The sequence below is a fragment of the Thermostichus sp. MS-CIW-25 genome, assembly GCF_054060015.1.
In genome coordinates this window covers 52,687-70,084 of sequence record NZ_JBSSCS010000001.1, presented here as the reverse complement: position 1 = coordinate 70,084, position 17,398 = coordinate 52,687, and the positions used below count along the sequence as shown (strand labels likewise).

19 protein-coding genes are annotated in these 17,398 nt (G+C 60.0%); 12 read left to right on the top strand and 7 right to left on the bottom strand.

Annotated features, from left to right (window positions below):
* Nucleotides 1–114: 114 nt before the first annotated feature.
* Complete coding sequence (locus tag ACVWZ1_RS00350) at nucleotides 115–480, bottom strand: response regulator (RefSeq protein WP_457465653.1); 366 nt, start codon at nucleotides 478–480, stop codon at nucleotides 115–117.
* Nucleotides 481–756: 276 nt separating this feature from the next.
* Nucleotides 757–1,704 (bottom strand): NAD(P)H-dependent glycerol-3-phosphate dehydrogenase, encoded by a 948-nt coding sequence (locus ACVWZ1_RS00345; protein ID WP_457465652.1) that lies wholly within the window; start codon nucleotides 1,702–1,704, stop codon nucleotides 757–759.
* A gap of 141 nt (nucleotides 1,705–1,845) precedes the next feature.
* On the opposite strand from ACVWZ1_RS00345, the gene ACVWZ1_RS00340 reads away from it, so the two are divergent.
* Together ACVWZ1_RS00340 and gcvH are read left to right on the top strand one after the other, a co-directional pair.
* Nucleotides 1,846–2,751 carry an alpha/beta fold hydrolase gene (locus tag ACVWZ1_RS00340; RefSeq protein ID WP_011432014.1) on the top strand — a complete coding sequence of 302 codons (906 nt, stop codon included), beginning with the start codon at nucleotides 1,846–1,848 and terminating at the stop codon, nucleotides 2,749–2,751.
* Between the two features lie 81 nt (nucleotides 2,752–2,832).
* Nucleotides 2,833–3,222, top strand: coding sequence for a glycine cleavage system protein GcvH (gcvH, locus tag ACVWZ1_RS00335; RefSeq protein ID WP_011432013.1), 390 nt, complete (start codon nucleotides 2,833–2,835; stop codon nucleotides 3,220–3,222).
* A gap of 21 nt (nucleotides 3,223–3,243) precedes the next feature.
* Here the strand turns inward: gcvH and ACVWZ1_RS00330 are convergent, their stop codons facing one another.
* Complete coding sequence (locus ACVWZ1_RS00330) at nucleotides 3,244–4,155, bottom strand: diguanylate cyclase (RefSeq protein WP_457502245.1); 912 nt, start codon at nucleotides 4,153–4,155, stop codon at nucleotides 3,244–3,246.
* A 238-nt stretch (nucleotides 4,156–4,393) separates the two neighbouring features.
* On the opposite strand from ACVWZ1_RS00330, the gene ACVWZ1_RS00325 reads away from it, so the two are divergent.
* The 8 genes from ACVWZ1_RS00325 to ACVWZ1_RS00290 all read left to right on the top strand — a co-directional run bounded on the left by ACVWZ1_RS00325 (nucleotide 4,394) and on the right by ACVWZ1_RS00290 (nucleotide 10,557).
* Nucleotides 4,394–4,825, top strand: coding sequence for a DUF3119 family protein (locus tag ACVWZ1_RS00325; protein WP_457502244.1), 432 nt, complete (start codon nucleotides 4,394–4,396; stop codon nucleotides 4,823–4,825).
* A complete protein-coding gene (gene pgeF, locus ACVWZ1_RS00320; protein WP_457502243.1) occupies nucleotides 4,822–5,622 on the top strand; it encodes a peptidoglycan editing factor PgeF in 801 nt (266 codons plus the stop codon). The genes ACVWZ1_RS00325 and pgeF overlap by 4 nt, the downstream gene beginning before the upstream one ends.
* A gap of 126 nt (nucleotides 5,623–5,748) precedes the next feature.
* On the top strand, nucleotides 5,749–6,054 hold the full coding sequence (locus ACVWZ1_RS00315) for a hypothetical protein (RefSeq protein WP_457502242.1): 306 nt from the start codon (nucleotides 5,749–5,751) through the stop codon (nucleotides 6,052–6,054).
* A 53-nt stretch (nucleotides 6,055–6,107) separates the two neighbouring features.
* Nucleotides 6,108–6,533 carry a DUF6464 family protein gene (locus tag ACVWZ1_RS00310; RefSeq protein WP_457502241.1) on the top strand — a complete coding sequence of 142 codons (426 nt, stop codon included), beginning with the start codon at nucleotides 6,108–6,110 and terminating at the stop codon, nucleotides 6,531–6,533.
* A complete protein-coding gene (gene pyrF, locus ACVWZ1_RS00305) occupies nucleotides 6,530–7,237 on the top strand; it encodes an orotidine-5'-phosphate decarboxylase (protein WP_457502240.1) in 708 nt (235 codons plus the stop codon). Before ACVWZ1_RS00310 ends, pyrF begins: the two co-directional genes overlap by 4 nt.
* Nucleotides 7,238–7,278: 41 nt before the next feature.
* Entirely contained in the window at nucleotides 7,279–7,953 is a 675-nt protein-coding gene (locus tag ACVWZ1_RS00300) for a hypothetical protein (RefSeq protein ID WP_457502239.1), read from the top strand.
* A 200-nt stretch (nucleotides 7,954–8,153) separates the two neighbouring features.
* Complete coding sequence (locus tag ACVWZ1_RS00295) at nucleotides 8,154–9,275, top strand: hypothetical protein (protein WP_457502238.1); 1,122 nt, start codon at nucleotides 8,154–8,156, stop codon at nucleotides 9,273–9,275.
* 22 nt (nucleotides 9,276–9,297) lie between these two features.
* Nucleotides 9,298–10,557 carry an aminotransferase-like domain-containing protein gene (locus tag ACVWZ1_RS00290; RefSeq protein WP_457502237.1) on the top strand — a complete coding sequence of 420 codons (1,260 nt, stop codon included), beginning with the start codon at nucleotides 9,298–9,300 and terminating at the stop codon, nucleotides 10,555–10,557.
* Here the strand turns inward: ACVWZ1_RS00290 and ACVWZ1_RS00285 are convergent.
* A complete protein-coding gene (locus ACVWZ1_RS00285; protein WP_457502236.1) occupies nucleotides 10,535–10,954 on the bottom strand; it encodes a tellurite resistance TerB family protein in 420 nt (139 codons plus the stop codon). The two genes, ACVWZ1_RS00290 and ACVWZ1_RS00285, sit on opposite strands and share 23 nt — an antisense overlap.
* A 249-nt stretch (nucleotides 10,955–11,203) precedes the next feature.
* Here ACVWZ1_RS00285 and ACVWZ1_RS00280 point away from each other — a divergent pair, with 249 nt between their 5' ends.
* Entirely contained in the window at nucleotides 11,204–12,331 is a 1,128-nt protein-coding gene (locus tag ACVWZ1_RS00280; RefSeq protein WP_457502235.1) for an iron-containing alcohol dehydrogenase family protein, read from the top strand.
* 24 nt (nucleotides 12,332–12,355) lie between these two features.
* On the opposite strand, the gene ACVWZ1_RS00275 is transcribed toward ACVWZ1_RS00280, so the two are convergent.
* The 3 genes from ACVWZ1_RS00275 to ACVWZ1_RS00265 all read right to left on the bottom strand — a co-directional run bounded on the left by ACVWZ1_RS00275 (nucleotide 12,356) and on the right by ACVWZ1_RS00265 (nucleotide 15,649).
* Nucleotides 12,356–13,297 (bottom strand): DMT family transporter, encoded by a 942-nt coding sequence (locus ACVWZ1_RS00275; protein ID WP_457502234.1) that lies wholly within the window; start codon nucleotides 13,295–13,297, stop codon nucleotides 12,356–12,358.
* A 248-nt stretch (nucleotides 13,298–13,545) separates the two neighbouring features.
* Nucleotides 13,546–14,667 carry a glycosyltransferase family 9 protein gene (locus tag ACVWZ1_RS00270; protein WP_457465635.1) on the bottom strand — a complete coding sequence of 374 codons (1,122 nt, stop codon included), beginning with the start codon at nucleotides 14,665–14,667 and terminating at the stop codon, nucleotides 13,546–13,548.
* Nucleotides 14,668–14,794: 127 nt separating this feature from the next.
* Nucleotides 14,795–15,649, bottom strand: a complete 855-nt coding sequence (locus ACVWZ1_RS00265; protein ID WP_457502233.1) for a hypothetical protein — start codon at nucleotides 15,647–15,649, stop codon at nucleotides 14,795–14,797.
* A gap of 417 nt (nucleotides 15,650–16,066) precedes the next feature.
* Here ACVWZ1_RS00265 and ACVWZ1_RS00260 point away from each other — a divergent pair, with 417 nt between their 5' ends.
* Nucleotides 16,067–17,350 carry a DUF4912 domain-containing protein gene (locus ACVWZ1_RS00260; protein WP_457502232.1) on the top strand — a complete coding sequence of 428 codons (1,284 nt, stop codon included), beginning with the start codon at nucleotides 16,067–16,069 and terminating at the stop codon, nucleotides 17,348–17,350.
* Nucleotides 17,351–17,398: the final 48 nt, after the last annotated feature.

The following is a 17,398-nucleotide window of genomic DNA, read 5'->3' as shown; positions in this document are numbered from 1 at the left end:
GTCAACGCTCTGGGGATCCAGTGGGAGCACCAGGGGAATGTCTCCAGTTAATCAACACGATTGATTGCCCCTGAGTTTTCAGCCGACCGTTCGGGTATGCGGAAGGCGGTCAACTCAAGACAATTGGGCAGCAACGGCTTTCAACAGGTGTTTTTGGTCAACGGGCTTTGTCAAATAGGCATCGGAGCCAAAGCATAACCCCTGTTCAATCTCTTCGGGAGAGATTTTCGAGGAGAGAAAGACGAAGGGGATGTGAGCTGTAGACTGATCCCATCTCAGAGCATCCAGCACCCCATAGCCGTTCAGCTTGGGCATCACCACATCGCACAACACCAAGTCGGGCATCAGGGTGCGCACCATCTGCAAGCCCTCTTCTCCATCGGTGGCCGCCACCGTGTCGTACCCCGCTCGTTGCAACACCTTCTGCAGATAGGTGCGAATAGAGGGTTCGTCTTCAATCACCAGGATGCGTTTGGACATAACTTTGTAAAAAATTAAACAAAGACCTGGCCCAACCTGTCGGGCCTACTGTCCGCCTTCCCGGAGCCAGAGAGATCCGAGTTGATGCAAGAACAAGTCGAAGAACTACAGCTGCAGCATAGGGAAACTCTGGAAAAAAAAACTCCGCCAAATCGCTCATTCTGGGATCTCCCTGCTCTGCAAAAATCCTGATAGAGTGCGGAACAACTTTCCTCATCCGCAGATTTGCGGTTATGCCAGAAACCCCCCTCCTCCTTTGGGAGAAGTGAAAGCAGCCTATTCCGAAGTCAGTTGACGTTCCATCAGGCGGGTGAGGGCGGCGGTGGGGGTGGTCTGCCCTTGCAACAACAGATGCACTTCCTGGGTGATGGGCACCTGAATGCCGTGCTGGGCAGCGATCTCGACCACGACGGGAGCGGTGTAAACCCCTTCGGCGGTGCCCTCGATCTCCGCCAAAATCTGCGACAAGGGTTGGCCCTGGCCTAGCCCGTAGCCCACTCGGTAGTTGCGGCTCAAGCGGCTGTGGCAGGTGGCCAGCAGATCCCCCAACCCCGACAGGCCATTGAAGGTTTCTGCCCGTGCCCCCAGCTTGGATCCCACCCGGATCATCTCTGCCAGGCCGCGGGTAACCAGAGCCGCACGGGCATTGGCCCCCAGTTGCAAGCCATCACACACGCCAACAGCGATGGCAATGACATTTTTCAGAGTGCCACCCAGCTCCACCCCCAACGGGTCACTGCTGGTGTAGAGGCGGAACCGCTCTGAAGAAAGGGCATACTGCACCTGCACAGCGGCCCAGGGATCCCGGCTGGCCACCACTGCTGCTGCCGGCAAGCCTTGACGGATCTCCGCCGAGAGGTTGGGCCCCGAAAGCACTACCAGAGGCTGCTCCGGGAAGGTGGCCCCCCAAATTTGGGTAGGGGTCAGAAGCTGCAGCGGATCCAACCCTTTGGTGGCCGAGACCAAAATTGCCTGCGGTGGGATCCCCACCTGGCGCACTGCTTCCACCACAGGGCGCACCCCCGCCATAGAGACGGCTGAGATGAGAATTTGGGATCCCTGGAGCACCTCTGCCAAATCCAGGCCCTTGCGGCGATCCCAAACCCGCACCCGGTGCCCTTGCCCCTGAGCCAGCATTGCCAGGGTACTTCCCCAAGCCCCGGCTCCCAAAATAGCAACACTTTGAGGAGATGTTGGGCTGTGGTCTTCTGCGTTAGTGTTCATCCGACCTTTCCACCCGCAGACTTCTTTTAAGCTTTCCTCGTGAGATGCCTCTCAAAAAACCTGCACCGGCGAAGGGAAGACCAACGGCAAAGGTTAGTATGGGTGGATACCAAATCATGGGTTAGCTCGAGAGCAGACGACATGGCAGAAGCAGGGATCCCCCGTCTTCCTCCTGAGGTAGCCGCCAAGATGGGAACCTGGCAGCACGGCTATGCCCTTACCAATGGCATTCAACTGCACTATGTCACCCAAGGGGAAGGGGAGCTGGCGATCTTGTTGCACGGTTTCCCGGAGTTTTGGTACTCCTGGCGGCATCAGATTCCGGTGTTGGCGCAGCGGTTTCGCGTGGTGGCACCCGATATGCGCGGCTACAACGATTCCGACAAACCGGATCACGGCTATGACCTGGATACCCTTACCGAGGATATCCGCGGCTTGCTAAGCCACTTTGGGGCCCGAAGAGCGGTGGTCGTAGCCCACGATTGGGGGGGAGCCATTGCCTGGCACTGGGCGCAATTTTTCCCTGAGGAGATTCGCAAGCTGGCCGTCCTCAATTCTCCCCATCCGGCCTGCTTCCGGCGGGAGTTCTTGAGCAACTTGGATCAACTGCGCCGCAGTTGGTACTTGTTCTTCTTTCAGTTGCCTTGGCTGCCAGAGTGGGTGCTGCAATGGGACTTGGGAGATTGGGTGCGCCGCATTTTCCAGGAAACTTCGGTGCGCAAAAGCGCCTTCACCCGCCACGACCTCAAGCTCTACCAAGAGGCCCTCTCCAAACCCAAGGTTCTCACCTCTGCCCTCAACTACTACCGCCAGCTTTTTAACCTGCCCACTTTGCAGAACCTGTTTTTGCAGCCCATGCGGCAAATCCTCGCCCCTACCCTGCTGATTTGGGGAGAAGAAGACTTTGCCCTCAGCCGCGAGCTAACCGAGGGGATGGATCCCTTTTTCCCCAACGGCCTGCGCAAGGAGTACATCCCCGAATGCGGCCATTGGGCGCAGCAGGAAGCTCCGCAAACGGTCAATCGGCTGCTGATGGAGTTTCTCTAGCGGGCCGGGCTTGGGATCCGCTCTTTACCATCTTCAAGGGTTGACCCTAGAATAATCCACTGAGTTTATGGGAGAACCGGCATGGCCCTGGAGTATCCATCCCATCTGCGCTACGTGGACACCCACGAGTACATCCATGTTGAGGATGATATTGCGGTGATTGGGATCACAGCTTATGCCGTCGATCAACTGGGGGATATCGTTTTCGTGGGCTTGCCCGAAGAAGGGACAGAGATTGAAAAAGGGGAAAGCTTTGGCTCGGTGGAATCGGTCAAAGCCGTTGAAGATCTCTATGCCCCTCTTTCTGGAGAGGTGGTGGCCGTGAATACAGCGGTGGTGGAGAGCCCCGAAAGCCTTGCTGACGATCCCTATGGCGATGGTTGGCTGATCAAGGTGCGCATTGCCAACCCCGAAGACTTGGAAGACACCATGAGTGCCGAAGCCTATGCCAGCTTGGTAGAGGGATCCTGAACCCCAACAGGTGGCCTCGAGCTACAGGAAAGTCTCTCGGTTACCACCCTCAGCTTTGGCCCGGTAGAGGGCTTTGTCGGCAGCAGCAAGCAGACTTTGTGGGTCAGTTCCTTCTTCCAGCTCCAGCAGAGAGGCGATGCCCACGCTGCAGCTCAGGGAGATGATCTCCGCTTCCACCTGCACCGACAGGGACTGGACGGCCTGCCGCAAGCGTTCTGTCAGCCCCAAGATTTGCGGGTTTGGGATCCCACGCACCAGCAGGGCAAACTCATCGCCCCCCAAGCGGGCCACCAGATCGTCTTGGCGAACGTGAGCTTGCAATCGCCGCGCCACCTGGATTAAGGTTTGATCCCCAGCCCAGTGCCCCCAGCGGTCGTTGATTTGCTTAAACCCATCCAAATCCAGATAGAGCACGTGGAGGGGAATGCGATGGCGAAGAGCAAAGGGGATCTCCAGCTCCAGTTGCTCCAGGAAAAAACGTCGGTTATACAGACCGGTTAGCGGGTCATAGAGGGCAGCAGTGGCCATTTGCAAAAAGAAGGCTTCTTCTGCCGCGTTGTAGTAGGCAAACTTGAGGGTGCTGGCCCCCACTTGAATGTAATCTCCATCCTTCAGGAGAACGCGGCTGACGCGCTCGCCGTTAACATATGTGCCGTTGAGGCTCTCCAGGTCGGTGAGGACATAACCTTCATCTTCTCTCTCCAGCCGACAGTGCTGCCGGGAGACGGCGTGATCCGAGAGCTGGATATCCGCGCAGTGGCTGCGCCCCAAAACCCCACCCCTTGCCAAGGGAAACGTCATGCCCACATTGGCACCGCTGAGCACCGTCAGAAAGGCCGCAGTTGCCTCAGGCTGGGGTCTGCGCTCGTAAAACTCCAAGGGGATCTGAGTGGTTGGCTCCTCTGGCAACTGAGAGAGAGGGTCGAGAGGCATGGAGAGGCCCAACGAATTGTGCGGGTTAGCAGTAAGCACTCGTTATATCCGTATTATGCCGGTTTTCCCAAGGGCGCATTTGGGTAGATGGGGGTCGTCTTGCCGGTTCTGATCTGTAAACCTGCGGAACTCTGGAGTTTATCATTTACTATCTCCTTTTTTCCCAATCTTCTAACTTCTGAAGAGTCGCCGAGGCAGCCTAGAATGGGGCTGGGATCCCTGAGAGGAGGAGTGGGGCATGATCAGGCCCAATTCTGCCCATCTATTGACCCCGGATTTTCGCCTCAGCCTGTCGGTGTTGGCTTTGGCGGTGCCGCTGTTCTGGCTTTCGTTTTGGGCGGGGCTAGGGGTGGGCCTGTTTGGCCTGTTTTTGGTGGTGCAGACCTCTCTGATCGGTCTGGCCTTTACCAGAACGGCGCTGCAGGTCTACAGCGGCTCCAGGCGCATCCGCGAGTTCCCCTACAGCGAGTGGCAGGATTGGCAAATTTTCTGGCCGCCGCTGCCGGTGTTGTTCTTTTTTCGAGAAACCCGGAGCATTCATTTTTTGCCGATGCTGTTTAACCCTGCCGAGCTAAAGATGTGTTTGGAAGAGCGGGTGGGCCATCTCCGCGCCCAACATCGGTCTCAAGGATCCCCGCCGATTGCTGGTCCGGGTAGCTCCCGCCGATGAGTGGCTCCGCCTTGTGGGTTTGGCAGCAGGCAGGGAGATGGCGCTGGCTGGAGTGTCAGCTTTTGGCGGAGTGGCCTCATGCTTTTGGCTCTCGCCAAGGTCATCCCCATCCCCCATCTCAGTTGGCCGCTCGGCTGCAACTGCCCCCTGAACAGGCCGCGTGGGGCCATCAGGTGCATGGCTGCAACTGGGTTTGGGCAGATGGGATCACCGAAACCTTTGGACACAAACGAGAGCAGGACTGCTCTGCTGGTCAAGGGATCCCTACCCGCTCTCAGGCAGATGCGGTCATTGCCCGCCGCCAAGGGGATTCTGCCTGGGTCTGCACCGCTGACTGTGTGCCGATTTTGGTGGCCAGTCGAGAATGGGTGGCGGCCATTCACGCCGGGTGGAGAGGCACTGCTGCGGGGATTTTGCCCAAGGTGCTGCAGGAGTTTCTCCGGGCGGGGATCCCTGCTGCTGGGATCCGCGTGGCCATCGGGCCCTCTATTTCGGGGTCAGTCTATCAGGTGTCAGAGGAGGTGGCGGAGCTGGTGCTGAACAGTTTACCCCCAGGGCTGGATGCCCGCGCCGCTCTCTTGCCCGATCCTCTGCCCGGCAAGGTTCGCCTGGATCTGCGCTGGGTCAACGGTGCCCAAGCCCAAGCCAAAGGGATCCCCCCTGAACACATTGCCGTCAGCCCCCATTGCACCCTCAGCCAACCCCAAGATTTCTTTTCCTACCGCCGCGATGGATCCCTGAAGGATGAGCAGGGCCGTCCTTGCGTGCAGTGGTCGGGAATCGGCCTGCGGTCGTAGGCAGACTTAGCCCGGCTCTACCCGGAGGAACGGGAAGTAGTGGCTATAATTGCGCTCAAGACAGGGCTCTATCTAACTACTGGAGATCCCATGGTTTACCGCGCTGTTTTCTGGGGATTAGCTGGGATGGCTTTGGCTTTCTCTCTCGCTTTCCTTGAGGAGGCTAACGCTCAAACCTCGCTGACTGGCATCAACCGTGACAGCGTACTGCAACTGAACCTTGGGTCGGGACGCAGCCTCCCTCGGGTACCTGTGGGCGGTTCAGGTTCTGAGGAGGGCCGGGATCCTGCTGCTCCTTCGGCGCAAATGTGGGCAGAGTGGCATATTCGCGCCAATGTCTGCACCGGAAACCTCTCCACAGAAGAACTGGCGGAGCTGTTTCCATTGGTGAATCAAGCTCTAGTGGATGCCGTTTGCCGGGGAGGAAGTTAGAGATTGTCCGGGCTGGCGGTAAGGTGAAGAAGGAGCCTCTAGGTCGCTGCTGCATGGATTTTGAGAAACTTTTGGAGGAATGGGTTGCAGCCTTTGCCCAAGTGGCCGAAGAAAGTTTGGCCTCTTTGGAGACTGCCCTGATGGAGCTGGCAGAGCACTTGGCTGTGCCTTTACAGGAAACCCTTAGGCAGTGGGAAGCCCTCTGGAATCTGGAGGAGGAAGTGGAGCCTGAGCCAGAGCCTTTTGAGGAAACCTTCAACTCTTCTGTGGGCGAATCGTTCACCGCCAGCCGTTTCTTCGTCAGCCCGATAGGATTTGGGGGCGTGGTTGTTTACACTTACGTGGCTTCGCCGCCAGAATACATCGGGGATCCCACCTGCCGCTACAATGCCCATTCTCCAGAGTTGCGCTGTGCCGTCAACCCCTGCGGCCCCTGTGAGGGCTGTCCCCACTATGAGCCCCGGAATGAGCCCCGATGAAGGGTGACCGCCTGATTGTTGCGCTGGATACTCCTTCTCAAGAGCAGGCTTTGGAGTGGGTGGACTCCTTGCCGCAGGTGCTGTGGTGGAAGGTGGGTCTGGAGCTGTTCACTGCTGCGGGTTCTTCCATCCTGCAGGCTCTCAAGGAAAGGGGCAAGCGCATTTTCCTGGATTTGAAGCTGCACGACATTCCCCACACGGTGGGGAGGGCTACGGAGGTGGCCGTCGGCTATGGAGTGGATCTGCTCACCGTCCATGCCGCCGGTGGCAGTGCTATGTTGCGCTCAGCCGTGGCAGCCGCCCAGGGCAGTTCTTGTCGGCTGTTGGCGGTTACCCTCTTAACCAGCATCAGCCCCCCGCAGGTGCGACAAGAACTGGGCATCGAGATGGATCCCGCCGACTATGTGTTGCATTTGGCCCGGCTGGCTCAAGCCCAAGGCTTTACCGGACTGGTTTGCTCTCCTCAGGAGGTCTCGCGGCTGCGCCAAGCTTTGGGGCCGGAGGTTTTGCTGGTTACTCCCGGGATCCGTCTGAGCCAGGCCAATGGGGGGGATGGTGAGGATGATCAACGGCGCATCTGCACGCCCGACGAAGCTCTGCGGGCAGGAGCCGATTATCTGGTGGTGGGCCGCCCCATCACCGCTTCTCCCGATCCCGTGGCCGCCTTGCGGCGCTTCCAAGCCTCATGGGATGCTGCCGGGTGAGGGTGTGGGGAGATGCCCGATGTTATTGGGGTAGTTCTGTAATGCAACGACGCCGTAGGCTTGTGCAGTGGATCCCTGAAAATAGGCCGACTGGATCCGGCAGGAGGCGTTGGCTGGGAGCCGGTTTATCGGTGGTTTTGGGCCTGGTCAGCACTCCTGGGCGCGTTAGGGGTGCGGAGCATTTCGTTCCGGCAAGAGGGGAAGCTTGTCTGGCTGCTCCCCAGGTTTGGGCTGAGGCTCTAACGGAGCAGTTGCCCTTGTTCCTCAATCTGGCCTTGAGCCGCTCCCGCTCTGAGTTTCAGGTTGTGCTGGTGGGGAAGCCGGAGGTTGAAATGCTCTCTCCAAGGTCTCTGGCCCGCTTACGCCAACAGGAGCTGGCTCCGGTTTTGCCGGACACCGCAACTGCTGTTTCGCCAGAAGCTTTTCGGCTGTATTTCACCACGCTGGAGCGCCGCTTGGTCTTGCCCCAACACCCCCAAAAGGAGGGCAACTCCTTGGCCGGTCGGCGCAGCGAAACCCTGCAACTGGCCTACGAGGCTTATGTTCTGCAGGCTGCTCCTGGGGATCCCTGGCGGTTGGTGCGTCTGCAGGTAACCGGATCGGGGATCCCCATTCGCGATGTAACGAATGGACTCACTGCCCAGGCCATCCGCCGCTGGCAACAGTCGGGTTGCCCCTTGACGGGCGATCTAGAGTTGACTAGACCTTCTCTCTAGCGGCGCGGAGCGCTTTGCGTCAGCATGAGTGCGGGAGTATGTCACACGGGGAGATTCTCTTTTGGAAGTAACGAAGGGGCACTTTTTCTCCCCAACCGGCCAAGAGTAGAGGGCGTTGGATGTTCTGCTGCCGGTCGAGGGCCCACCCCGTGTAGGGATAGTGTTCTGCACTGCTCATGCGAACAGGCTAGGGTTTACCCATGAAGTTTCCCCCCGCCACACCCCGCCCGGGCAAGCGGCTGCCCCGCGGCTCATTTCCCCGCCTGCGGTCGTCCAACAGGGACAACCATCGCCGTCGGCGTTTGGTTGGTTTTGGTTTCATGGGCCACTGGCTGCTATGGGGAGGGATGGGCCTTCTTTTGGGGCAGCGACTCCGCTCTTGGGGGCAACCGGCTCCTCTGCAGTGGTGGCGCGTTTTGCCGGTGAGCAGTTCTGAGGGATCCCTGACTTTTGTCCAACCGGAACTGCCCCTCTACCACTCGTTCGCGTCAGTGGTGCGGAGCACTTTTGCAGACGGGCTACTGCCCTGGTTGGCTCAGGGAACCGGGATCCCGGCTGAAGGGATCCTGCACATCTTCTCGGCTGTAGCCTGCTTGGCCATTCTGCTGCTGTGCTGGAGCTGGGGCAATTTCTGGAGTGCCGGGCTGTGGGGACTCAGCCCCTGGGTGTTGACCCAAGGGTTGGAGCCGGGCAGCGAGATTTTGGGCAGCCTGGTTCTGCTTTGCAGTTGTGGTGTTGGGCCGGGATCCACCTTGCGCTGGTGGGGTCTGGCCTTAGCTTGTGCCCTGTCTTATAAGGTTTGGCCCTTGGCTTTGCTCTGGGCAGGGCTGTGGACGAGCCAGCAGTGGCCGCGGCAACCTTTGCGTTCGCGTCAGCGGCTCGGAATATCAGGACTGCTTTTGCTGCTGCTGGTGATGGGGCTTTCCTGGCTGGGACGGTTTAATTTGCCGGCTACCTCTGCTGAGGTGATTCCCTATCCTCTCAGCTCCCAAAGTGGCTTGGCTGTTTTGGCTACTTTGATGCTGCCCTTGGGGTTGAGCTTGGTGCGGCTGGGCTGGCCTTGGGCGGAACGGCAACAAGCCCTGCTCAGCTTGGCCGGCTTGGGCCATGTCCTCTGGGTGGGAGTGCTGGCAGCAGTGTTTTGGGATCCCCAAGTGAACACCCTACAGCAAAGTGCTCGCTGGGGTTTGGTGGTGCTCCCCTTCCTGTGCCTGAGCGCCGGTGGTGTCTTAGCAGAGATCCCCTACCGGAGCTGGCGGCGGGTTTTGGGATCCCTACTCCTGGGCAGTTCTTTCTTGTTATCGTGGCAGGCATTGGCCTAAGGTATTCTTTCTCTTGCTTGCCATGACCCAGACCTCGTCCGCATCGGCACCGCGTAGCACTTCGCGGCCCTTGTTGCAAACCCTTTTTGCCCAACGGGCTCAGGCTGTGATCCCTTCTCCTTTCGGGGCGGAGATCCCAGGGGCGGTGCCAGTGGTTACCAGTTTTACCTTTGGGCTGGCGGATCCGCGCCTGTTTCCCAAGGCCGACTTGGCGCGGGCCACGGCGGAGGTGTTGGCAGAGGATGGGGACAATGCCCTCAATTACGGCGGCACGTTTGCCGGGCTGATCGACGTGGTGCTGCAGTTGATGCGGGATAGAGGGGTAGAGGCCCAGCCGGAAAACCTACTGATCGGCTATGGCTCTGGGCAGATCCTCGGCCTACTGCCTCAGGTCTTCGTGGAGCCGGGGGATGTAGTCATTGTGGAAGGGCCCACCTTCATGGGGGCTGTCAGCCGTTTTGCGGCGGCAGGAGCGCGTCTGATCTCGATTCCGGTGGATGGGGAAGGCATGGTGGTGGATCGCCTGGAAGAGGTGCTGCGCGATCTGGCTCGCCAAGGGATCCGCCCCCGATTTGTCTATACCATTCCCACCTTCCAAAACCCCAAAGGCTGCACCCTCTCTGGGCCACGGCGGCAGAAATTGGTGCAGTTGGCAGCTGAGTACGGTGTGGTGGTGGTAGAGGACGAGGCCTACTACGACCTGCGCTTTGCCGGGGATCCCTTGCCCAGCTTGGCTTCCCTGGATCAGGAAGGCTGGGTTCTGCACGTGGGCACCTTCTCCAAGATTGTGGTGCCGGGAGTACGGGTGGGCTGGGCCTGTGGTCACCCTGAGATCATCCGCCGCTTGGAGATGTTTCGCAGCGAGGGATCCCTGGGGCCCTTTTTGGGCCGGGTGGTGGCCCGCTATTGCGGGGAGGGCCGTCTGCAGAGCCACATTCAACTCCTCACCCGTCGCTACCGAGAAAAGTGCCAGGTGATGCTGGAGGCCATCGCTCAATATTTTCCCCCCGAAGTCAAGGTGGAGGCCCCTGGGGGTGGATTTTTCGTCTGGTGTGAGCTGCCCCCTTCCCTAAGCGCCAGCACCTTGTTGCAGGCTACTCGCGCCCTGGGGGTCACCTTCCTGCCGGGCACCCACTGCTTTGCCGATGGCCAAGGGGAGCACGCCCTGCGCCTCGCCTTTAGCTACCAACCGGAAGAGCGCATTGTCAGCGGCATCCAGATTATTGGGGAGCAACTGCACAGACTGATGCACTCTCGCGTCACCTGCTCCCCACAGCCTTAGCCATGCGCCGGAAAAATTGCCCAACGCCCTTCACCAGGTTGGGTGCAGCTTCTGGACGAGCCGGGATCCCGGCCATGAGGGTGTAGTAGTCATCCAAGAGGGTGTGCTCTTCTGGAGAGACCGTGTTGTCGGCCATCATCAGGTTGCCGATTGCTCCCAAAAGTTGCATACGCTCGGTTTCGCTGGCCTGGGCAAGATAATCGGCCATCCAGCGCTCGGTTTGCTCCATTGGGATAGGCTCTTGGATCAGTTCTCGCAGCTCGGTATCGTGCTCCAAACCATAGCGGCGCAGCAGGGATCCCAAGTAGGCCAATTCCTGGGGTTCCAAATGCCCATCGGCCCAAGCAGAGCCGGCCACAATTTTAAGCATGAGCTGGTGTTGAGTTGTGGGGTTCATGGTGGGATCCCTTGCTGAGAACTGTTGTCGCTACGCGACACTTCTGCGAACGTGTCAGGGGGCCAGAGACCTTAGAGGCTGCAGAGTTGAGGGGATGAACAGCTTAACTATAGCCAGACCTTGGGTGAGCCATCTGCGTTCGCGTCAGCAGCGCGGAGCCCTTTTTTCGGCTAGGATCGTTATCTGTATTACGAACACTGAGCTATTCGCGATAGCGGGACGGAGTCCTTTTTCTCGCCCATTCTTGCAATGCTGAGCGCCTCTCCTTGCCAATTGGATCTTGCCATTCTGGCCCCAGGTCGGCTGTACCGCGGCAGCGGCATTCTGGAAGCTGTGCCCCTTGCGGTACTGGGATCCCGTGTGCTGGTGATCGGGGGGGAACGCTCCTTGGCTGTGGTTGAGTCCCCTCTGCAGCGCAATTTCGCGCGGGAGCCTGCCGTCCAAGTCCACTGGACTACCTACGGGGTAGATTGCAGCGAGTCGGAGCTGGCGCGTTTGCAGGCGCTAGCCATGGCGGAATCGGTAACCGGCATCTTAGGAGTGGGGGGTGGCAAGGCACTGGATACGGCCAAGCTAGTGGCCCACAGATTGGGGATCCCGGTGGTTACCGTGCCCACCTCTGCGGCCACCTGTGCCGCCTGGAGCGCCCTATCCAATATCTACTCCGACAGCGGCGCTTTTCAGCGGGATGTGGCCTTGGATCAGGCCCCAGCCGCCTTGATCTTGGACTACGACCTCATTCGTCAGGCTCCCCCTCGCACCTTGGTAGCCGGGATCGGAGATGCCTTGGCCAAGTGGTACGAGTCTTCTGTCAGCAGCGGCGCATCGGAAGATGCCCTGGTGATTGGGGCAGTGCAGCAAGCCCGCGTCCTGCGGGATTTGCTCCTCCAGCAATCGGCGGCGGCCCTACGGGAGCCGGGCGGAACTGCTTGGAAACAGGTGGTGGATGCTTGCATTTGCCTGGCGGGGATCGTTGGCGGCATGGGTGGGGCTAAGTGTCGCACCGTGGCCGCCCACGCTGTCCACAACGGGCTAACCCACTTGTCGGGGCACCGGGCCACCCTGCACGGCGAGAAGGTGGCTTTCGGCATTTTGGCCCAGCTCCGCCTAGAAGAGATCCTGCAGGGAAGCCAGTTGGCGCTGGCAGCACGTACCCAGTTGCTGGAGTTCTACCGCCAGGTGGGGCTGCCCCTCAACTTGCGGGATCTCAAGCTGGGTCACCTGGGATCCGCCGACCTGCTGCAAGCCGCCCAAGTGGCCTGCCAGCCAGGATCCGACATCCACCACCTGCCCTTCCCCGTCAGTCCAGAAGCCCTGTTGGTGGCCCTTACCACCACAGACCTGACCAGCTCCAGCCCTGTTCTCCCTCGGCTGTAAGTCCTGGCAGAGGATATCTGTCTGCTATCCAACTCCGCCGGTACGGGCCTGGGTCGGCATTGTGGGCAGGCGGGCTTCGCCGTAGGCTCCAGAGGTGGCGCCCACCAAGATCAAGGCTCCGCCCATCCAAGTCCACCCATCCGGGATCTCGGCAAACACCCAAAACCCGATTAGGCTGGCCCAGAGCAGACGGGAGAAATCCAGAGGCAGCAGCATCGTCACCTCAGCCAGCTTGTAGGCCTGGGCGAGGGCCACCTGGCCAATGCTGCCCAGTAGCCCCATGGCCACCATCCACAGCCACTGCTCAGGAGAAGGCCAGGTCCAAACCCAGACGGCAGCCAGAAAGGAAAGGGGGGTCTGCAGCAGGCCCATGTAGGCCGTAATCGTGAGGCTGGACTCGGTGCGGGAGAGGATCTTGAGCACGATGGTCACCCAGGCAAAGAGTGCTGCCGCCCCCAAGGCCAGCCCTGTTCCCAGAGAAAACTCTCGGAAGCCTGGCCTCAACATCACCAAAGCCCCGGCAAACCCCAGGCCCAATCCCAGCCAGCGGGACGAGCGCATCTGCTCGCCCAACACCCATACCGCCATCGCGCCGGCAAACAAAAGTTGAACAAAGCTCAGCGCCGTAGCTTCTGCCAGAGGCAACAGGCTGGCTGCCCAAAAGGAGAGCAACATCCCCACCGTGCTGATCGCCGAGCGCAGGAGGTAAAACTCCATCTTGGCGGTGTGCAGAGACTGGATCCCAGCCCGCAACACCAGCGGCGACAGGGCGAGAAACCCGAATAGGTTGCGCAAAAACACAATCTGAAAGGGGTGAAGGGCGGGAGTGTTGAGCCGGATGATCGCGCCTAAACAGGCAAAGCAAGCGGTGGCCAGCAGCTTCAGGGCAACTCCTTGCCAGAGCCTTATTTTTCCCCACTCTGCAAAGCGGCTCAGCTGGTGGCGATACCACATCTCCAAAGTCACAGCTCACACCCAAATGGTTTAGGCACTAAGTTTTCAGCCTTGAACTCTCAGCTTAAACGGACTTCCAGGGATCCGAACTGCGCCCCTGGGCACTCCTTGCTGCCCACCGGCCCCCCTGATTCCCAGGGGGAAAAAGATGGGGATCCCAAGACATGGCCATTTCAAGTAGCCATGAAACAACTCACCCCGTCGCTCCATAGCTCCCCTCTCTCTTTGGGAGAGGGGCTGGAGGTGAGGGCGTGGAACCTCTAGGTTTGCTTGAGAATCTCTTTCAAGTAGCCGATGACCGTTTCCGGCTTGAGATGGGCCATACAGGGATGACCCTCCACCAGGCAGGTTTCGTTTTTGAACTTGTTCTCTGCGCAGACCCGGCACTTGTAGGCGGTTTGGGTGAGATAGACGTGGGGCAGACGAGGAGCCCACAGTCGCACCGGGCTGGCCCCATCTCCATCGGCATCGTTGCCAAACAGGGCAATGGTAGGGCAGCCCACCGCCGCCGCAATGTGCATCGGCCCCGCATCCACGGAGATACAAACCCGCGCCCGCTTCAAGGCCCCCGCCAGCTCGATGAGGCTGGTTTTGCCCCGCAGGTCAACCATTCCCGTTTGCGCCAGCAGTTCGTCTTCGCTGCTGCCGCCGTGGTAGAGGGATCGCTGAAGCTCCGGCGCGCTGCCGATTAGCCCCACCTGCAGGCCCTGGCCTTGGCACCACTGGATCACCTGCCGCCAGTACTCCAGAGGCCACATCTTGGCGCGGCGGGTAGTGGTGATGTGCACCAAGACCTCTGGCACCGGAAAACCGGGATCCCGGCTGGGCAGCTCCAGGCGGAAAAAATCCGTCTCCACGTACGCCAGGCGGCAGAAGATTTCGGCGATGTAGTTGCTGGTGAGGATCCCTTTGTAGCGCTGCAGAAACTCCAGGCCGTTCCAGTCGTCGTCTTGGAGCATGCGCTGTACCGGGTCGGAGCCGGGGTCCAACTTGCGGCGAAAATCCAGAGTCAAGCCGGCCCCGGCAATGTACTGGGGGCGCAGGGCCGTTACCGCCACCAGGTTGAGCTCGCTAAACTCGTCGCAATTGATGGCCAAGTCGTAGGGGCCGGCCTGAGCCACCCGTTCTCGCACAGCAGCGGTCAGGGCCTCGAGGTAATCGGGACGACGGCTGTAGAGAGGAAAGCTGAAGTCGATGTAGGGGCAGTGGAGCTCAAAGTCGCGGGTAATCTCGCTGCCAAAAAAATCCAGCACACAGCCGGGGTATTTTTCCTTGAGGCCCCGCAACAGCGGGATGGTAACCACAAAATTGCCCACCTTGCTGGAGGAAAACACCGCCAGGTGGGGATGTTCCCGCAGAGGTTGGTTGGCAAACCGTTGCATAAGGCTGGGATCCCCAGGAAGATATCAACCCCGCTGGAGGTGGTGCGGGTGGTGCAGACAGAGCACTTTTGCTAGGCTAGCATTCCTCTGTCCTGTGCTTTGATGGCCATGCTGGGATCCCTGGGCCTCAGGGGAGACTGGCTTGGCTGCCATCCCAGATGACCACCACAGCAAAGCGATCCAGAAAGCCATCTGTCGCATTCATCTGGCGCAGACTAAAAGCATCTTCGGCGGAAATCACCAGGTCGTAGCCCAGGGTGCGGATGGCACGAATGCGGTGAGGCCGTTCCCCGATGCGGTTCACCAGTGAGCGGGCCTGCTCTTCCGAGGTGGCATAGGCAGCTGTGCCCTCGCTGCCCACAAAGGCCGCGTTGAGGTCTTGGCCAAGAGTAACGGGGGTATAGACTTGATTGCCATCGGGATCAAACAAGCGCATCGACTGGCTGGGCAAGAAATCTAAGCCTCGTGCATCCACAATCAACCCTGTCACTTGCGGTTCCCGCCGCTGGGATCCCGCCTCCAGACCCGTTCCGCCCCCTGGCCCTTGGCCTGTGCCCACCCCTGAGCCAGGACTGGCTCCGCGCACCCCACTCTGGCCGCTGCCCGGCCCGATCACTTCCCCCTGCCGGGATCCAGAGCCACTGCCGCCAGGGCTGGTGCCGAACTGCCGCAACAGATCCAGATCGAAAACCGGGCCTTCTGCCACTTCCCCGTTGATGGGTTGGGCCGGCTCTACTTTTTGATCCGCTCCCTTGGGTGGGATGGAGTCCTTGGTTGCCGGACGCCAGGGCGCTGCTTCAGAGGCAGGCTGCTCTCCGGCGGGCAAGGCAGGGGATCCCCCTTGCAAGCGGTAAAGGGGAGGAAACAGCGTCTGTGCATTGATCGCTTCCATGGGCAAGACCGATCCCGACAGCAGGATCCCCAGCGCTGCCCAACTCATCTGGATCCCGGAACCTTTCCCGGCAGGCTTCCACCACCTCATCCCAACACCTCTTGGCCACGAAATCTGCGGCCCATCTCGCAACAGCTCACCTTTCCCCCATGCTACCCAGGCAGGGCCGGTTCGGCAGGGGATCCCGCGCAGTCTTCCCCTTGGCTTGAGAGCAGCTGGGGCTCCTGGCCTCTCCCTAAAGGTGGGTCGGAGAACAAGAGATTGATCCCCAGCGATCCCCAAGCTCTTGACCAACAGGCAAAAATACGCAAACATGGGTTCATCATTCTTTATGATCCCCGTTGATCCCCACCTGATGGTTGTCAGCGGCTGGAGAGCGCAAGGCAGGCCGGCACGCCAGCGGGTTCGAGGCTGTACTGAGCCGCAAGCTGGGATCGGCCTTTGGGTTAGAAGCTGGAGCATTGCACAAAGCCCGATTTGTCGAAGAGAAGACAGGAGACCCCGACCATGCCACAAGAGCGGATCCCGTTGGAAGAAATGACCATCCGGCAGTTGCGGGAAGAAGCTGCCCGCTATCAGATCCCCAAGTACAGCCGCATGACCAAGGAGCAACTTGTCCAGGCCATTCGGGAAGCCCAAGCTGCTCGCAGCGGTCGTCCCGCTGACGCGATGCCAGAGCCGAGCGGCCAAGAGTCGGTTACCCAAACGAAGTTTGTGGGCCAAGAGGTTGGCGGTAAGCCGGATCTGGCCGATGTGGACAAAGGGCTGGGCGATTTGCCGGGCGGTTACGGGGAAAGCCGCATTGTTTTGCTGCCGCGGGATCCCCAGTGGGCCTACGCCTATTGGGATGTGCCCAACGAGGCCAAGGAGAGCAAGCGCCGCGAGGGGGGTCAGCAATTGGCGCTGCGCCTCTACGATGTGACGGATATCGATTTCAGCTACCAGCCGGCCCACAGCATGCAGGAGTACCCCTGTGACGAGTTGGCGCGGGAGTGGTATTTGCCGATCCCGGTGAGCGATCGTTCCTACATTGTGGAAATTGGCTACCGGACGGCAGATGGCCGCTGGCTGATGTTGGCCCGCTCGGCGGCGGTGATGGTGCCGCCAGTCTTTCCCTCCGACTGGTTTGAAGAGCACTTCCTGACAGTGCCCTTCGACATGGCTCTGCAGGGCCGCACCCTTTACCAGCTCAGCGAGCCCTACAAGCGCAGTGCCACCGGCATGGGCGTGGTGGACTACAAAGGCGATGAGCCGCAGCAGGGTGCCACGGTCGATCCCTTCCTGGAAATGGTGGGTGGCTTTGAGGCGATGCGGGTGGCGGGATCCCTGTTTGGCAGCCACCAGATGGGCAGCCGCCAATTGGTGCCCGAGCAGGCCATCAGCTCGTTTATCATCCCCTCGGGTGTGGGCATGATGGGGATGGCCATGGCGGAGGTGCCCGCTGCTCCCTGGATGGCTTCAGGATCCGGCTTGGGCCTGTTCTCGGGGGCTTCCGAAGTGCTGCCGCAGCGCTCTCGCAAGTTCTGGCTGGTGGCCGATGCCGAGCTGATTGTCTATGGGGCCACAGAGCCGGATGCCACCGTTACCATTGGCGGGCGCAAGATCCAGCTCAACCCCGATGGCACCTTCCGCTTCCACATGGCTTTCCCAGACGGCAACATCGACTTCCCCATCTTTGCGGTGGCTGCCGATGGCGAGCAAAACCGGGAGATCCACATGACCTTCGACCGCCGCACCCTCTCCCGCCGCACCAACACCAAAGAAGAGGCCATCGAAGAGTTGTTGCCCTGAAGGATCCAACCTTTCCCTTCTTGCCCCCTGGAGCTGGCCGGGGGGCTT

Bases quoted from the DNA above. Each gene is read 5' to 3' on its own strand.
- ACVWZ1_RS00350 (WP_457465653.1), bottom strand. From the start codon at position 480: ATGTCCAAACGCATCCTGGTGATTGAAGACGAACCCTCTATTCGCACC.
- ACVWZ1_RS00345 (WP_457465652.1), bottom strand. From the start codon at position 1,704: ATGAACACTAACGCAGAAGACCACAGCCCAACATCTCCTCAAAGTGTT.
- ACVWZ1_RS00340 (WP_011432014.1), top strand. From the start codon at position 1,846: ATGGCAGAAGCAGGGATCCCCCGTCTTCCTCCTGAGGTAGCCGCCAAG.
- gcvH (WP_011432013.1), top strand. From the start codon at position 2,833: ATGGCCCTGGAGTATCCATCCCATCTGCGCTACGTGGACACCCACGAG.
- ACVWZ1_RS00330 (WP_457502245.1), bottom strand. From the start codon at position 4,155: ATGCCTCTCGACCCTCTCTCTCAGTTGCCAGAGGAGCCAACCACTCAG.
- ACVWZ1_RS00325 (WP_457502244.1), top strand. From the start codon at position 4,394: ATGATCAGGCCCAATTCTGCCCATCTATTGACCCCGGATTTTCGCCTC.
- pgeF (WP_457502243.1), top strand. From the start codon at position 4,822: ATGAGTGGCTCCGCCTTGTGGGTTTGGCAGCAGGCAGGGAGATGGCGC.
- ACVWZ1_RS00315 (WP_457502242.1), top strand. From the start codon at position 5,749: ATGGCTTTGGCTTTCTCTCTCGCTTTCCTTGAGGAGGCTAACGCTCAA.
- ACVWZ1_RS00310 (WP_457502241.1), top strand. From the start codon at position 6,108: ATGGATTTTGAGAAACTTTTGGAGGAATGGGTTGCAGCCTTTGCCCAA.
- pyrF (WP_457502240.1), top strand. From the start codon at position 6,530: ATGAAGGGTGACCGCCTGATTGTTGCGCTGGATACTCCTTCTCAAGAG.
- ACVWZ1_RS00300 (WP_457502239.1), top strand. From the start codon at position 7,279: ATGCAACGACGCCGTAGGCTTGTGCAGTGGATCCCTGAAAATAGGCCG.
- ACVWZ1_RS00295 (WP_457502238.1), top strand. From the start codon at position 8,154: ATGAAGTTTCCCCCCGCCACACCCCGCCCGGGCAAGCGGCTGCCCCGC.
- ACVWZ1_RS00290 (WP_457502237.1), top strand. From the start codon at position 9,298: ATGACCCAGACCTCGTCCGCATCGGCACCGCGTAGCACTTCGCGGCCC.
- ACVWZ1_RS00285 (WP_457502236.1), bottom strand. From the start codon at position 10,954: ATGAACCCCACAACTCAACACCAGCTCATGCTTAAAATTGTGGCCGGC.
- ACVWZ1_RS00280 (WP_457502235.1), top strand. From the start codon at position 11,204: ATGCTGAGCGCCTCTCCTTGCCAATTGGATCTTGCCATTCTGGCCCCA.
- ACVWZ1_RS00270 (WP_457465635.1), bottom strand. From the start codon at position 14,667: ATGCAACGGTTTGCCAACCAACCTCTGCGGGAACATCCCCACCTGGCG.
- ACVWZ1_RS00265 (WP_457502233.1), bottom strand. From the start codon at position 15,649: ATGAGGTGGTGGAAGCCTGCCGGGAAAGGTTCCGGGATCCAGATGAGT.
- ACVWZ1_RS00260 (WP_457502232.1), top strand. From the start codon at position 16,067: ATGCCACAAGAGCGGATCCCGTTGGAAGAAATGACCATCCGGCAGTTG.